The sequence below is a fragment of the Rhizobium sp. PL01 genome, from assembly GCF_033447125.1.
GTDB lineage: Bacteria > Pseudomonadota > Alphaproteobacteria > Rhizobiales > Rhizobiaceae > Pararhizobium.
Map to the genome: position 1 here is coordinate 45052 of NZ_JAWQUM010000010.1, position 14382 is coordinate 59433.

Annotated in this window: 13 protein-coding genes and 2 pseudogenes; 11 read left to right on the plus strand and 4 right to left on the minus strand. The window is 59.4% G+C overall.

All coding sequences use genetic code 11. The annotated features are described in order from the left end of the window. Positions 1-8 precede the first annotated feature (8 nt). The 11 genes from R6X40_RS22050 to R6X40_RS22100 all read left to right on the plus strand — a co-directional run bounded on the left by R6X40_RS22050 (position 9) and on the right by R6X40_RS22100 (position 10424). Positions 9-755, plus strand: coding sequence for a transporter substrate-binding domain-containing protein (locus tag R6X40_RS22050; protein WP_318416096.1), 747 nt, complete (start codon positions 9-11; stop codon positions 753-755). Positions 756-838: 83 nt separating this feature from the next. Then, positions 839-2488: an amino acid ABC transporter permease gene (locus R6X40_RS22055; protein ID WP_318416098.1), complete on the plus strand. Its 1650-nt coding sequence runs from the start codon at positions 839-841 to the stop codon at positions 2486-2488. Beyond that, positions 2469-3884, plus strand: coding sequence for a GH1 family beta-glucosidase (locus tag R6X40_RS22060; RefSeq protein ID WP_318416100.1), 1416 nt, complete (start codon positions 2469-2471; stop codon positions 3882-3884). Before R6X40_RS22055 ends, R6X40_RS22060 begins: the two co-directional genes overlap by 20 nt. Continuing rightward, positions 3874-4575 carry an SDR family oxidoreductase gene (locus R6X40_RS22065; protein WP_318416102.1) on the plus strand — a complete coding sequence of 234 codons (702 nt, stop codon included), beginning with the start codon at positions 3874-3876 and terminating at the stop codon, positions 4573-4575. Before R6X40_RS22060 ends, R6X40_RS22065 begins: the two co-directional genes overlap by 11 nt. Before the next feature lie 248 nt (positions 4576-4823). Continuing rightward, positions 4824-5750: an amino acid ABC transporter permease gene (locus tag R6X40_RS22070; protein WP_318416104.1), complete on the plus strand. Its 927-nt coding sequence runs from the start codon at positions 4824-4826 to the stop codon at positions 5748-5750. Beyond that, positions 5747-6511 (plus strand): amino acid ABC transporter ATP-binding protein, encoded by a 765-nt coding sequence (locus tag R6X40_RS22075; protein WP_318416106.1) that lies wholly within the window; start codon positions 5747-5749, stop codon positions 6509-6511. The genes R6X40_RS22070 and R6X40_RS22075 overlap by 4 nt, the downstream gene beginning before the upstream one ends. Positions 6512-6543: 32 nt before the next feature. Further along, positions 6544-7404 carry an ABC transporter substrate-binding protein gene (locus tag R6X40_RS22080; protein WP_318416108.1) on the plus strand — a complete coding sequence of 287 codons (861 nt, stop codon included), beginning with the start codon at positions 6544-6546 and terminating at the stop codon, positions 7402-7404. A gap of 22 nt (positions 7405-7426) precedes the next feature. Further along, entirely contained in the window at positions 7427-8212 is a 786-nt protein-coding gene (locus R6X40_RS22085) for a GntR family transcriptional regulator (RefSeq protein ID WP_318416110.1), read from the plus strand. Positions 8213-8239: 27 nt separating this feature from the next. After that, positions 8240-8980: a BtpA/SgcQ family protein gene (locus tag R6X40_RS22090; RefSeq protein ID WP_318416112.1), complete on the plus strand. Its 741-nt coding sequence runs from the start codon at positions 8240-8242 to the stop codon at positions 8978-8980. Then, positions 8977-9495, plus strand: a complete 519-nt coding sequence (locus R6X40_RS22095) for an ureidoglycolate lyase (protein WP_318416114.1) — start codon at positions 8977-8979, stop codon at positions 9493-9495. Before R6X40_RS22090 ends, R6X40_RS22095 begins: the two co-directional genes overlap by 4 nt. Continuing rightward, positions 9492-10424: a carbohydrate kinase family protein gene (locus tag R6X40_RS22100; RefSeq protein ID WP_318416116.1), complete on the plus strand. Its 933-nt coding sequence runs from the start codon at positions 9492-9494 to the stop codon at positions 10422-10424. The genes R6X40_RS22095 and R6X40_RS22100 overlap by 4 nt, the downstream gene beginning before the upstream one ends. Positions 10425-10688: 264 nt before the next feature. Here R6X40_RS22100 and R6X40_RS22105 read toward each other — a convergent pair. The 4 genes and pseudogenes from R6X40_RS22105 to R6X40_RS22125 all read right to left on the minus strand — a co-directional run bounded on the left by R6X40_RS22105 (position 10689) and on the right by R6X40_RS22125 (position 13986). Then, positions 10689-10990, minus strand: a pseudogene (locus R6X40_RS22105) (hypothetical protein). A 59-nt stretch (positions 10991-11049) separates the two neighbouring features. After that, positions 11050-11613 carry a BrnA antitoxin family protein gene (locus R6X40_RS31655; protein WP_412178438.1) on the minus strand — a complete coding sequence of 188 codons (564 nt, stop codon included), beginning with the start codon at positions 11611-11613 and terminating at the stop codon, positions 11050-11052. Between the two features lie 541 nt (positions 11614-12154). Beyond that, positions 12155-13440: pseudogene (locus R6X40_RS22120) on the minus strand (GGDEF domain-containing protein). A 342-nt stretch (positions 13441-13782) separates the two neighbouring features. Beyond that, entirely contained in the window at positions 13783-13986 is a 204-nt protein-coding gene (locus tag R6X40_RS22125; protein WP_318416118.1) for a cold-shock protein, read from the minus strand. Positions 13987-14382 lie beyond the last annotated feature (396 nt).

The window sequence follows — 14382 nt, forward strand, 5'->3', positions numbered from 1 at the left end:
GAACGAACGTGAAGAAATATATGATTGCCCTTGCCATGGCTGCTCTTGCATCCGGCGTTTCCCATGCGGCCGATCTCGGCGGCAAGCTGTTGAAGGTCGGTTCCGACACCACCTCGCCGCCGATGGAAAGTGTCGATCCGGCCAGCGGTCAGATCGTCGGCTTCGATGTCGACGTGGTGAACGCCATCTGCGCCAAGATCAACTGCCAGGCAGAGTTCGTCACCACCGGCTGGGACGGCATCTTCGCAGCGCTCGATCAGGGCAGTTTCGATCTCGTCGCCTCCGGTGTCTCGATCACCGACGAGCGCAAGAAGGCAATGGACTTCTCCGATCCCTATATCGTCAACAGCCAAGCCGTGCTGATGCGCGTCGCCGACCAGGGCATTTCGCTCGACGATTTCAAGGCGAAGGGCAAGAAGCTCTCGGCCCAGGCCAACACGACGGACGCGCAGGTTGCCGAAGGCATCGTCGGCAAGGAAAATGTCATCGCCTATGACAGCTTTTCGGCTTCGGTCATCGCCCTGAAGAACAAGGATGTCGACGGTGTCGTCATCAACGGCGCCAACGCCGCCGCCTATGAGCGCGAGTTTGCCGGCGAGCTGGTCGTTGCCATCAAGGATCTGCAATCCGATCCGCTTGGCCTCGTCTTTCGCAAGGACGACGCCAATATCGCCGCCTTCAACGAAGGCCTGAAGATGATCAAGGACGACGGCACGCTCGACCAGCTGGTCGGCAAGTATTGGGGCCTCAAGTAAGCCTGATGATGCGGCGGCCCGGAGCGCGCATTCGCTCCGGAACCGTTTTCCGAACACCTCGAACCACTCTTGCGGAGGAATGAATGTCATTCCTGAAAAGTGTGCGGCCCAGCAATCTCATCATTCTGACCGCACTGCCCTTCATTATCTATCTGTTCACATCCTCGGCAGACTACCAACGCTCGCTGCGCGCCATCCTCGGCGTTGAAAACGGCTCATCCGCCTTCGTGCCTGGTTTCATGGCGCTGGCCATCGCCTTTTCGTCGGGGATCGCCATACTGGTCTTCTCGCGTGCCAAGGCAAACCGGCCGCGACTGGCATTGTCAGCCGCTATCCTCAATCTGGCGGCGGCCGCGACGATCTTTGCCAGCGGCGCTGTCCATCCCTTTGCCGCATCGGTCGTCGCCAATGGCGTGGATTCCTTCACCTCAACCCTCGTTGCCAAGGGCGTCACGCCCCGGCAACTGACGGAGACGGCCGACCTCGTGGTGCGTGGCATCGAAGCCATGCTCTATGCCGCCTATCTCGGCCTGACGCTTGCCGGCCTTGGTCTCTTCCTCGCCACGCGCCAAGCCGCCGCTGACAACCGCCTGCGTCGCATCGGCCGCTGGATTATCGGTCTGACCAATGGTGCAGGCGCGCTGTTCGTCTTCTTCTTCGCCCATATCGCCTTTGCCGCCGGTGTTGCCACCACCATCCGTGCCGCCTTGGCTGCCTATGTGCTGGCCGCCATCATGGGGCTGATCTGGGTCGGCCTGTTGCAACTACACTATGCAAAGCGCACCGGCCTGTATTTCGCCACAACCACGCTTGTACTAGCCATCGCATCCGGCTGGTTCCTGCTGCAACCGCGTGACAATTATGTGCTGACGGGCACGCGCAGCGGCAAGGTCGCGATCATCAGCAACACGCCGTCATCGCTGATCGGCGCCGTCCGCTACGGCCAGTATCCGGGCGGACCGGCCGCAGAAACGCCGGTCAGAACCTTCCTTGGCCCGACGGAGGCGATCGCGGCCCTTGAAAAGAAGGAGGACGTCAGCGCAGCCCTGATGCCCGCCGCAGCGGTTCCCACCGGCTGGCCAATTCTCTGGCAGGTTGAGACACTGAACGACCGCGACCGTTCGGCGGGCATTACATTCGCAGTACTGGCGATCATCCTCGGACTGCTCACCTTCGGCGGTTATCTGCACCGGCGTCATCCGCTGGCAATCGGTTCGGAATTCATTGTCGATACCATTCGCGGCATCCCGATGCTGGTGATTGTGCTCTATGTCGGCCTGCCGCTCAGCGGCGCTCTCAAGGACGCAACACAGGGCGTCGTCGATCCACCAAACCTGGTGCGCGGCATCTTTGCCATGGCGGTCGCCTATTCGGCCTATCTCGCCGAAATCTTCCGCTCCGGCATCAATGCCATTCCCGCAGGCCAGGTCGAGGCTGCTTATAGTATCGGCCTCACCCGCTGGCAGGCGGCCCGTCTCGTTGTGCTGCCTCAGGCGTTCCGGATCATCATTCCGCCGCTTGGCAACGAGCTGATCGCAATTCTCAAGGATACCTCGCTCCTGTCGATCCTCTCTATCCGCGACATCACCCAGCGCATGCGCGAGTTCCAGTCGGCAAGCTTCCTGCCGTTCGCTCCCTACAACTCCGCTGCCATCTTCTACATCTTCCTGACGCTTGCCGCGGCAAGCTTCGTCAACACTATCGAGAGAAAATATGACGTCAAACATCGCTAACGACCGCAAGATCCTTGAAGCACGCGCAGCAAATCTCGTCCTGCCAGAGGGCTTCGTCTTCGGCGCCGCTACAGCCGCCTACCAGATCGAGGGCGCCCCCTCAGCCGACGGCAAGGGCGAGAGCATCTGGGACCGGTTTTGCAAGGTGCCCGGCGTCATCGTTGATGCCAGCAGCGGCGATGTCGCCTGCGACCACTATCATCGCTGGGGACAGGATATCGCCGTCCTGAAGGCCATGGGGCTTGGCGCCTACCGGTTTTCCTTTGCCTGGGCGCGGCTGATCCCGGAAGGCAGTGGCACTATCAATCAGAAAGGCATCGCCTTCTACGACGGTTTGATCGACGACCTGCTTGCCGCCGGCATCGAGCCTTACGCGACCCTCTATCACTGGGACCTGCCGCAGGCGCTGCAGGAGCGCGGTGGCTGGTACAATCGCGAAACGGCTGAGCATTTCGCCGACTACGCCGCCGTTGCTACCCGCGCCTTCGGCGACCGCGTCAAGAAATGGACGACACTCAACGAACCCTGGACATTCTGCTGGTCAGGGCATGCGAGTGGTGAGGATGCGCCTGGCCTGCATGACGGCACGAAAGGCGGCGTCACCGCCAGCCATCACGCCCTGCTGGCGCATGGTCTGGCCGTGCCCGTCATCCGAACGGAGGTGCCGGACGCATCTGTCGGCATCGTCTTCGATCTCAACGTCGTCGAACCTGCAAGCAGCGATCCCCGCGACATCGCCGCGGCAAAACGCTTCGATGGCGCCCAGAACCGCTGGTTCCTCGATGCTATTTTCAAGGGCAGCTATCCGCAGGATATGCTCGACCTTTACGGCGACCTGCTGCCGCCGATCCACGCAGAAGACAGTGCCATCATCGCGGCGCCGGTTGATTATCTCGGCGTCAACATCTACCGCCGCTCGGTCATGACAGAGGGGACCGAACTGGCACCGCTGAATTTCCAGCGCGTCCAGCCGGAAGGCAGCTATTCCGAGGTCAACTATGAGATTTGGCCACGCTGCATCTACGATATCCTGCACTATGTGCACGAGAATTACGCCCCGAAGGAAATATTTATCTCGGAAAACGGCGTCGCGACCGCGCCGGAAAGCGTCGGCGAAGACGGCCATGTCTGGGACGATGTTCGCGCCGCCTATTACGTCGATCACCTCGAGTACGTCGCCAAGGCGGCAAGCGAAGGCGTTCCGGTCAAGGGCTACTTCGCCTGGACGCTGACCGACAATTTCGAATGGGCCTACGGCTATACGACGCCGTTCGGCATCACCCATGTCGATTTCGAAACGCAGGTGCGGACGGTCAAATATTCCGGCGAAATCTACCGCCGGATCGCAGCGCAGAGCCACGCGGCGCCAGCAAGGAGTGTGAACCTTGGTGGTTGAGCCTAACCAGATCGCTCATCCGACGGTTTTGATCACCGGTGCATCTCGCGGCCTCGGCCGCGAGATGGCGCAGCAATATGCGGCGACCGGCTGGCGCGTGATCGCTTGCGGCCGCGCCAGCGCGGCACTGGTTGAAGACAGCATCGTGCCGGAAATGCTCGACGTTGCCGACCCGGCGTCGATCATCGATCTCGCTCGCCGTCTGGCCGGCGTACCGATCGACGTGCTGATCAACAATGCCGGTATCCGCGGCGATACCGGCGGACTTCAGACACTGGGGCCGGACGATTTCTTGGAGGTCATGCGTATCAATACGCTCGGGCCCTTGCTTGTCACACGTGCGCTGCTGCCCAATCTTGTGACCGGCACGAGAAAAACCGTTGCCAATATCAGCAGCCGCGCCGGTTCGATCACTGAGGGCACGCTGGACGACGACGATGGCGATTATGCCTATCGCTGCTCGAAGGCAGCATTGAACATGGCGACCGTCAAGCTCGCCCACGACCTGCGCGCCAATGGCATTGCCGTGCTGTCGCTGCATCCGGGATGGGTGAAAACCGACATGGGCGGCGATGGGGCCGTCGTGCCCGTCGCAGATAGCGCTGCCGGATTGCGCCGGATCATCGATAGAGCCACGCTGGCAGAGAGCGGCGGCTTCCGCACCTTCGATGGACAAGCCGTTTCCTGGTAAGGATTAGGGCTGACCGGCAGCCCCGGTCAGCCGAGCGCCAGTTCTGTCTTTGCATCGAAGAGATAAAGCGCATCCTCGTCAAAGCTGAAAGCGTGCTTCATGCCGACCGCCAGCTTGGTGCACGATGGCAGGCAGGCGGTGACCCGTTGGCCAGATCCGGCCGGTGCCCACCAGTTGGGCTTCTAGGACTTGACTCGTTTTCGAATTGCGCATATCCAGTTGTAGGCCTAACCCTACAACTGGATATTATGACCCAATCGTCTCTCAAAACAATGTCCGCATTGCCATTGGCAGATCTGCCGGGGCCGGACACACCTATTCGCCGCCTGCACCATCCTGGGCGCTGGCTGAGCGGCATTGCCGTCATTGCGCTGCTTGCTGTAATCGGTCGCGCCTTTGCCGTTGGGCAAATTCAGTGGCCGGTGGTCGGAGAGTTCCTGACGGCCGGCGTCATCATCACCGGTTTTGGCTGGACCCTTTTGATCTCGGCCTGCGCGCTGTTGCTCGGCGTCATGCTCGGCTTCGTTTTCGGAATCTTACGCCATTCGGAAAACCCGGTCCTGCGTTTCGCCGCCTGGCTATACGTCTGGATATTCCGCGGCACCCCGGTGCTGCTGCAGCTTCTCATCTGGTTCAACATCGCACTTGTCTTTCCACGGCTCTACATTCCGGGCCTTGTCGATGAGCGCATGGTCGATGTGGTGACGCCCTTCGTCGCAGCCGTTCTCGGCCTCGGCGTCAACGAGGGTTCTTATCTCACCGAGGTGGTGCGCGGTGGCATCGGATCAGTCGATCATGGTCAGAAGGAAGCGGCTCACACGCTCGGCATGACACCTGGCCAGACGATGCGCCGCATCGTCCTGCCACAGACCCTGCGGCTGATCCTGCCGGTTCTCGGCAACAGCGCCATTGGCATGCTGAAATTCTCCTCGCTGGCCGCAACCATCGCCATGGGCGAAATGCTGAACGCGGCCCAGCGGATCTACTTCATCAACGGAGCGGTCATCGAGCTGCTGTTCGTCTGCGCTGCCTGGTATCTGGCCGGAACGACGGTGCTTTCCATCGGCCAGTATTATCTCGAACGTTATTTCGGCCGCAACACCGCGGTCGCCACCAGCGACCGGAGCTGGTTCAAGGGTTGGGCGCGGCGCCCTGCCACCTCGGGGGAAGCATGAGTCTCGCAGTCAAGGCGGTCGGAATCCGCAAGAGTTTTGGCAGCCACGAAGTGCTGAAAGGTCTCGACCTTGAGGTTGCCTATGGCGAGGTCCTGTGCATCCTCGGCCCATCAGGCAGCGGCAAGAGTACGTTTCTGCGCTGTATCAACCATTTGGAAACGCCGAACAGCGGTTATGTCTGGGTCGACGGCGCCATTATGGGCTACGAGCTTAATCGCGGCGCCCTGCAGGAGCTGCCGGTCAAGCGGCTGCGCGCGCAGCAGAGCCAGCTCGGCATGGTGTTCCAGCATTTCAATCTCTTCGCCCACCGCACCGTACTTGGCAATGTCATCGAGGGGCCGATGGTGGTGCGCGGCCTGCGCCGCGCCGAAGCGGAAGCCCACGCAATGGAATTGCTGGAACAGGTCGGCATGGCCGGCAAGGCGTCGAGTTATCCCTCGCAACTTTCCGGCGGCCAGAAGCAGCGCGTGGCGATCGCCCGTTCGCTGGCAATGGAACCGCGCGTGATGCTGTTTGATGAACCGACTAGCGCACTGGATCCGGAACTGGTTGGCGAAGTGCTGGAGGTCATGCGCAACTTGGCGCGCGGTGGCACGACCATGATCGTCGTCACCCATGAGATCGGTTTTGCCCGCGAGGTGGCCGACCGCGTTGTGGTGATGATCGACGGAGAAATTCGCGAAACTGGCGTGCCGGTGCAGGTCCTCAGCAATCCCGGCGATCCGCGCGTGCGCACATTCCTCAGCCGCGTACTGGCCTGAGGTTCACAACTTCAAATGGGAGAACGAAGAGAATGAAACGACTGTTGCCAATGCTAGCGGGACTGGCCTCCGCAACCTTCATCAGCCTTGCCGTATGCAGTGCGGCCCATGCCGCCGACGAAAAGCTGGCTGCCGCGCTGCCTGAAGCCGTGCGGACCGGCGGCAAGCTGAACGTCACGATCAGTCTTGCCTACCCGCCGATGGAATATAACGATGCCGGTTCGACAGAGCTGAAAGGCTTCGACATCGATCTCGCCAAGGCCATAGCCGACCGCCTCGGGCTCGCAGCCGAATTCCAGAATGTCGAATTCCCGCAGCTGATCCCACAGGTCATCACCGGCCGTTCCGATTTGATCATGACTGCCTTTTCCGACAAGGTCGAACGTCAGAAGCAGCTCGATTTCATCGACTACTTCCAGACCGGCAACGTCCTGTACTCGACCGTCGATCATCAGAACGAGATCAAGTCCGAAACTGACCTCTGCGGCAAAACCGTGGCTGTGGCGACCGGCACGAGCTGGGTCACCTGGACGGAGGAGCTCGGCAAGGCCAAGTGCGCTGAAGACAAGCTGATCACCGTCATCCAGATCCCGACCCAGGCCGAACATATCATGCAGATCCGCCAGGGCCGAGCGCAGGCTTCGGTGATTGGACTGGAAGGGCTGCTCGACCTGATGAAGCACGAGCCCGGCAAGTTCTACCAGATCGGCGAGGTCGGAGAGGTCAACCACTACGGTATCGCTTTCGCCAAATCGAACGATCAATTGCGCGACGCCGTACTGGGCGCACTCGATGCTCTGAAGGCCGACGGCACTTATACACAGATCCTCGACCGCTACGGCTTGAATCAAGCCGGTGTGAAAGAGTTCAAGGTAAACGGAACTACGAAGTAACCGACCCATCGGGGAGCCCGCCTTGACTCATCCTTCTACGCCAAACGCCTCCATCGCAACGGGCGAACGTCCCGACGACAGACTGTCCCGGTTGCGGCTCGATCTCCATTCGAGCGAGCAGCTCTACCGACAGCTTTACCGGGCGTTGCGCGCTGCCATCCTCGGTGGTGATTTCTCCGAAGGGGAAGCCATTCCCTCGGAGAACCAGTTGCGCGACCAGTTCGGCATCGCCCGAACGACCGTGCGCAACGCGATGGCGCTTCTGGTGTCGGAAGGATTGGTCCAGCAGGTTCGTGGCCGGGGCACGATCGTTTCGCATCGGCCGATCAGCCACAACATCTGGAATTTCGGCAGCTTTACGGAACTGGCGCGCCGGCAGGGCCAACGTCCGGTGACACGGGTACTCGAACACCGCGTGGAAAACGGCGAACTGCTGCTGGTGCGTGCCCGCGGCCTTGCCAATGATGAAACGGTGAACTGGTTGAACGTCGACACGTCGCGGCTCGACTTGGCCCTCTACCCAGGGGTCGACCGCAACGATTTCGCGGCGCAATCGCTCTATGAGGTGTTGCGCCGCGATTATGATCGCCATCCCCTGCGTTCGGAACTGCTGCTGACGGTTGTGCCGCCATCCGATCTCCTGCGGGAGGTCTTTGCCCCGGCACTGGATGTGCCGGGCTATCTTTGCGCCAGCGGGGATGTACTCGACGCCGACGACCGATTGGTTGAGCGGACATCCATTGTCTACTCGCCGGCGGTCCAGATGAAATTCGCTACCCGCTGGGGGCGTGATACCGCGCCGGCATGAGAGCTGCGCGACGCAGGAGAACAAGACATGAGCCGTTTCGACGAGACTTTTATCAACCCAAAGCCCATCCTCGGCATGCTGCATCTGGCCGGCGAGGGTTCTGCGGCCAAACTCGCCCAGGCCGAGGAAGAAGCCCGCATCATGGCTGGCGAAGGGATCGACGGTCTTGTGGTCGAGAATTATTTCGGCGATGCCGACGATGTCGAACGAGTACTGGAGCGGCTGTGCAGCCTTGATCTCGGCACGCGCATCGGCATCAACGTGCTGCGGGACAACGCGCGCGCCTTTGCGCTCGCCAAGCGGTTTCCGGTCTCCTTCATACAGATCGATTCCGTCGCCGGCCATCTGCCACTGGAAGACGATGCGCCTTTCGCTGCCGGTCTCGCCATGCACCGCGAAAGCGTTCCGGCGCTGCTGCTCGGCGGCGTACGGTTCAAATACCAGCCGATTCTGTCTGGACAACCCGAGGAAGAGGACGTTCGCATTGGCTCATCGCGCTGCGACGGTCTTGTGGTGACCTCGGATGCAACCGGCCAGCCGACCGATATGGGCAAGGTGGCCCGTTTCCGCACGGCTAGCGGCGGAAGCATCCCGCTCCTGATCGGCGCAGGCCTGACCGAAACCAACGCGGCCGAGCAGCTGGCGCAAGCCGACGGCGCCGTCGTCGGCAGCTGGTTCAAGCACGACCACAAGGACACCGGTCGCGTCGACGCCACTCATGTCGCCCGCCTGATGCGGGCCGTGCGGGCCATAAGGCGGGCCGCATGAGCACCCTGGATGCCATTGTCGCCCGTCCGGTGACGTCCGAGAATTTTGCCCCCTTCGGCACGGTCTACGACCTCACTAGTGATATCGACCCCAAGGCGGTGTGGACCGCAGGCGACGGTTGGTACGACGGCTTTACCAGAACTCCGCTGATCGAAGGTTCCGGCCATCTTGGTGTGACGCGCGGTGGTGGCACTCCCTGGCTCTGCGTGACAATGGAACGGCACCCCGGGACAGAGGAGGCGATTTTCTGCGGGGCACAGCCGGTTATCCTCGCGGTTGCCCCCGCATCGGATGCCGATGCGGCCAATCGGGCGGACATCGAAGCATTCGTGATTGCGCCGGGTCAAGTTGTCGTGATGCGCCGGGGCGTCTGGCATGATGCCTGCCGGGGGGTGTCCGGCCCTGCGGCCTATTACTGGATGGCGATTTGTGGTCTCGGCGAAAGCCCCTGGGTTCCTGTTGCAGGCGGGCCAAGGCTGGTGCAGGCCAAACCGAATGAGGAGCTGAACACATGACCGCCTTCTTCATCGGTGACGTGGCAATCGACGAATATTACACCGCCGATCGCTGGCCGGGGCGAGCCGACAAGGGCATGGTCGCGGAACTGCCTGCCGAGATCGGCGGCTCCATTGCCAATGCCGCCGTCGTCCATGCGGGGTTGGGCGGCGAGACGCAGTTCATCTCGCTCTTGAACGATAGCCCGCTGTCGCAGCGGCTGATTGCCGACTTGCGGGATAACGGCGTCGGCGTCGATCACATGCTAACAGATCCGGCGATTGCGGAATCGCGCAATCTGATCTTCTTGGTTCAGGGCGAGCATATCGTGCTAACTGTCGAAATGGGCGAGCAGCCGATGTGGCTAACATCGGAGAGCCTCGAAGCGTTGCGGCAGCCGGGCTTTCTTTACACCACACTTTACCGTGCCCGCCGGCTTTATGCGCAAGCCGTGGATGGCGTCCTTAAGCAGGCGGCGCTTTTGGCCGATCTGCGCCAACGTGGCCGCCGCGCCATCTTCGATCTCGATGTTGGCGGCTGCACGATCGAAGACATGCCCTATCTCATCGGGGCCGCCGTCGTCATCTTCAATCAAGTCGGCTTCCGCGCCGCCTTCGGCCATGACGACATTAACCGTATTGGCGACTGGACGAGAGAACACCAGATCGGCTGGGTGGTGCGCACGCTCGCCGCGGATGGCGCCGAGGCCTGCAACGGCGGGACGGTCCTGCGCGCGGCCGGATTTCCGGTCGATGTCGTCGATGTCACTGGCGCCGGCGATACGTTCGGCGGCACGCTGACCTGGTGCTTAACACGGGATCGACGCTTCGACGACGCACTGGAGTTTGCAGTTGCAGCCGCCTCTCGCGCGGTAACGATCCATGGCCCGCGGGGCGGTAGGGCATGCGCCGAGGAAATAAACCGGTGGCGTAACGAGCGGCGAAAATGATGCAGTGGAAATGGTCGAAGCAGCCCGAAAGAAAATTGTCCCTTTGCCGCTGATGTGAACAAAACAAAACCGTGCTCCACGCACACAGTGTTGTTTCGTAGTCAAAGAGCCGCCATGAGGTGCGCTGGTAGATGCTCAACCGCACCGAACATCGAGTTGCGTAAATCACTGTATCCCCAAGTGATTGAATGCGGATCGGCGGTTCGATACCATTCAAGGCGAGGAAGTTTGCGTAGCGGCAGTCAGAGTGAGTTATGTCTCATCCTAATCATCGCGCAACCAAGCTGGCCCGATATCGTGCTCTATGCCAACTGCCGTCCACACCCGAGGTTTTGACGGCTCATCCAACCACTCTATCCATTTATCCCTTTCCTCGATCGTGTCGAAGAACCGCAGCGTTTGTATTCGTCGTCGGTCGCCTCAAGCATTTCGCCGATTGACACCAATTCTAAGGGTAGCGGCACCTCGCGGCCGTCAAAGCGTGTAAAATGAACCCCTTCCGCAGCGAGGCGAATGACTCGATCTGTGCCATAGCTTCCATCAAGGTCATCGACCGTGGAGTACATGCCAGTCCATAAAAATGCTCGGGCTATGAAATTCGCTCAGGTGCGCGCCAAAGGCAAGATCAAAGGCTAACAGTCTTACGCAGCGCATCGTTCATGCGGGACCGCCAACCTTTGCCTGCGGACTTGAACGCATCAACCACATCGGGATCGAGCCGGATGGTAACTGGCTTCTTCGTCTGCTCAAGTGTAGGGCGACCGCGCTTGGCGATCTCCCTGTCCATGCCTGCGGCAAGATCGGGAAAGACCTCAGCGAACGGCCTGGCCTCGGCGAGCTGCTCCTTAGTCAGTTCCGGATTGTCTGAAACCTCGTCCCAATCGGTTTTGCTATAGTCGCGTCCAGGTTTGAATTCGTCCTGCTTTGTGTGCTTGATAGCCATCAGATCAGGTTCCTTTCGTCTTTTGCGGGTCAGATGCATCGAGATAACCGACAGTCCTTCCGTGCCAAGTGTAGTGAAGATCACCGAGATCGTGCCGTCTCCAAGACGACCGACTGCCTGAAACCGACCAGCCTTGGCAGGACTGACCAGAGCGCCAAGGAAGAACTCGTATGATAGGGCTGCCAAGTCGAGGCCGTGTTTCTCGATGTTGGCAATCCGCTTGGGTTCGCCCCAGATGATTTTCATATATTGTATGTACGAAAAGCTCCTACTGCCGACAGAGTTTGTTGTACGTACATTGAGTAATATTTGTACGTACACCGAAGAGTGCCCCATGGCTGATCCTACAGCCGAAAAACAACCCGCTGACCTTCGAGATGAACTCAAGTTCAAACCTGGGCAGTCCGGCAACCCTGTGGGCCGACAAAAGGGATCGTCATTACGAAGTTCTCCTTAAAGTTTTTGGCGGCAGCAAAATTTGTCGTTTGCGGTTGTGAACCCCTACTAACAGACTGCTGCACGGGCCTGACCTTCGATGAGGCGTGGGCCAGTTAACCACCATCGCGTTTGCCGAGCAGCGACTAGGCGGGTATCGGCATGTTATTCGGGAACCAGACTGTCCGCTCCCGGCCCCAAAACAATCACTCCAGCCAACTCAAGTTGCTGACTCGCCCATGGAATTTGCTCCCAAGGGGTTTTGTAATAATGGGGTCGTTGGTTCTGATCCCTCAAGAGGAGCAGGTAGACTGTTTGGTTAGCTTGCTGAAACCTCCAATCGCTGCCTTTCCTAAGGACCAGCGCCCCTCGAATAAACCATTACGCGATTTCGTCCGGCCTTCTTTGCATTATAAAGGGCCATATCAGCATTGCGTTGTAGCAGTTCTGTCGTGATGTTCGTTGAGGGGAGCGGGGATACGGCTATTCCCACACTGACCGTAACATACGAAGTGACCTGTGAGGTGGGGTTCGGAAGTGATGCGGCTTCCACGCGGTCGCGAATTGTTTGGGCGATCGTTTTCGCGACCTCTTCATCGGCGTCAGGCAAAGCGATCAGAAATTCCTCTCCACCGTAACGAGCGACGAGATCCCCCTCATCCCGTAAACAGCTCTGAATGATGCCTGCGACCTTGACTAGGCAGCGGTCACCCTCCGCATGCCCGAGACTGTCGTTGAGTTTCTTGAACTCATCGACATCACACATCAGCATCGCAAGACGTCTCCCGGTTCCATCATTGTTGCTCCACAGGCGTTCGAGCGTTTCGTTCATGGAGCGGCGGTTGGCAACTCCGGTTAGGGGATCGGTTGTTGCGAGGCGTTCCAGCTTTACGTTGGCATCCGTGAGCACTGCAAGGCGGCTACGGTCGCGAAGTTCCAGTAAGAAAGTTTTATGCGCCAGGACGATGATAGTCCGGCGCGCGACGACGGTCGCAAATACGCCGCATGCAAAAAACAAGGTTCCTGCAAGAGCGCTTCCAACTCCGATGCTCGGGTTTCGCAGCTGAAACACGAGATAGAGACCGAGGGCGAATATGGCGATCGCCATGGTCCATTTGAGGGGGACCGGGAAGATGATTATCGTGGTGACCGCAACGAACAGCATGATCTTAAGGTGGCGCTCGTAGAACTCTTGGCCTGCGCTTACACCGACCAAAGCCACGCAAAGCAGGATGACGAACACACCAGAAAGAATGATTGCGCCCTGTGCCCAAACCCCAGGCCTCTGAACGAAGGCGAAGCTGGTGAGGAGAGCTGCCGGAATCATCATTGAAGCGGGGAGGAGCATCGAGACGACGGTGCGGGTGGGAAGCAAGAGCGCATTGAGGACAAGCGTCAAAACATCGAGCACAACGACCCACAACATCCACGATTGCACGATTGCACGATCTTGGCAGTCTGCGGCCAAACGCGCTCGCGAAAGAGTTGAGACAATTCGGGACTGAGACGGATGTTACGCGTGCGGCGTGCGAGCAGACGTTCGACTTCTTCGACGAGCTCGGCACTCAGCCTCGGGAAGTTCTTCTTTGAAGGGCTACCCGTCGGTGTGCCAGATCCTGTCGCTCTCTGCTCGTCCATGTCCTTTGAACTAGCGGACTGATGATCAGCTGCAAGCCTCCATTATCGCATCAATGTTTGGATGTCGTTAACCGCAAATGTTGATCGCGTGCATTTCTGCTATGAGGCGGGATAGCGTCCGAGACCCACCCGGCAGCAAATCCCGCCGACGGAAAAGCTCGAGCGTTTTGGTGGCGACACGGTCATCCATGGGCCTTGCGTCCATCACGTCCAACCTTCTGATCCGAAGGCGGCCTATGCCACTGGCCAGGTTTATGGTGCGGCAGGTGGGGCAGTCAGCCGTAGCTCGTTACATCCCTTCGGCTGTCAAAACTACAGCCGAAGGGGGGCTTTCCTTGGCAATCAGAGAACCGAAACGTTCTCCGCCTTCGACTTTCCGGTCTTGCGATCCTGACCGACTTCAAAGCTTACCTTGTCCCCCTCGCGCAGGGAACTGCCGCTTTGCAAGGCGGAAACGTGGACGAACACGTCCTGTCCGCCATTTTCGGGGGTGATGAAGCCGAAGCCTTTATCGTCGTTGAAAAACTTTACTAAACCCGTAGCCATCTCGATTTCGTCCCATGTGATTTCGGCGGAATTGCGAGGCAGATCTAACGCGCTAAGGGACTGTAATCAACAGAGATTTTTGCGAAGAGAAATTAATGGAGCGCGCATATCCGTCCAGGACAGATCTGCTTGAAAAAGTCTTCTTTGTGGATGTGATTTCCAGAAATGACCTGCCTTCAGGTTTCGTTAGGCCGAGCGCAATCTCATGACTGGTCTTTTTTGCCGATTGGCAGTTTGGCGGTTGCGTTAACGGACAAGTCGACGCGTATCCTTTTGGCCGTCACAAAGTGAACACGATGAGAACATCGTCGTTTGCAATGTAAACCGATGCCTAAAGCGAACCAAGCCGTTATTGATTGCCTAAGGAGGATAGGTGCAACGCCAGCGGACCCAGTT

What these genes read in the sequence shown, in the direction of transcription:
- R6X40_RS22070 (WP_318416104.1), top strand. Translation starts at nt 4,824, where the DNA reads ATGACCCAATCGTCTCTCAAAACAATGTCCGCATTGCCATTGGCAGAT.
- R6X40_RS22075 (WP_318416106.1), top strand. Translation starts at nt 5,747, where the DNA reads ATGAGTCTCGCAGTCAAGGCGGTCGGAATCCGCAAGAGTTTTGGCAGC.
- R6X40_RS22100 (WP_318416116.1), top strand. Translation starts at nt 9,492, where the DNA reads ATGACCGCCTTCTTCATCGGTGACGTGGCAATCGACGAATATTACACC.
- R6X40_RS31655 (WP_412178438.1), bottom strand. Translation starts at nt 11,613, where the DNA reads ATGAAAATCATCTGGGGCGAACCCAAGCGGATTGCCAACATCGAGAAA.
- R6X40_RS22090 (WP_318416112.1), top strand. Translation starts at nt 8,240, where the DNA reads ATGAGCCGTTTCGACGAGACTTTTATCAACCCAAAGCCCATCCTCGGC.
- R6X40_RS22080 (WP_318416108.1), top strand. Translation starts at nt 6,544, where the DNA reads ATGAAACGACTGTTGCCAATGCTAGCGGGACTGGCCTCCGCAACCTTC.
- R6X40_RS22060 (WP_318416100.1), top strand. Translation starts at nt 2,469, where the DNA reads ATGACGTCAAACATCGCTAACGACCGCAAGATCCTTGAAGCACGCGCA.
- R6X40_RS22055 (WP_318416098.1), top strand. Translation starts at nt 839, where the DNA reads ATGTCATTCCTGAAAAGTGTGCGGCCCAGCAATCTCATCATTCTGACC.
- R6X40_RS22125 (WP_318416118.1), bottom strand. Translation starts at nt 13,986, where the DNA reads ATGGCTACGGGTTTAGTAAAGTTTTTCAACGACGATAAAGGCTTCGGC.
- R6X40_RS22095 (WP_318416114.1), top strand. Translation starts at nt 8,977, where the DNA reads ATGAGCACCCTGGATGCCATTGTCGCCCGTCCGGTGACGTCCGAGAAT.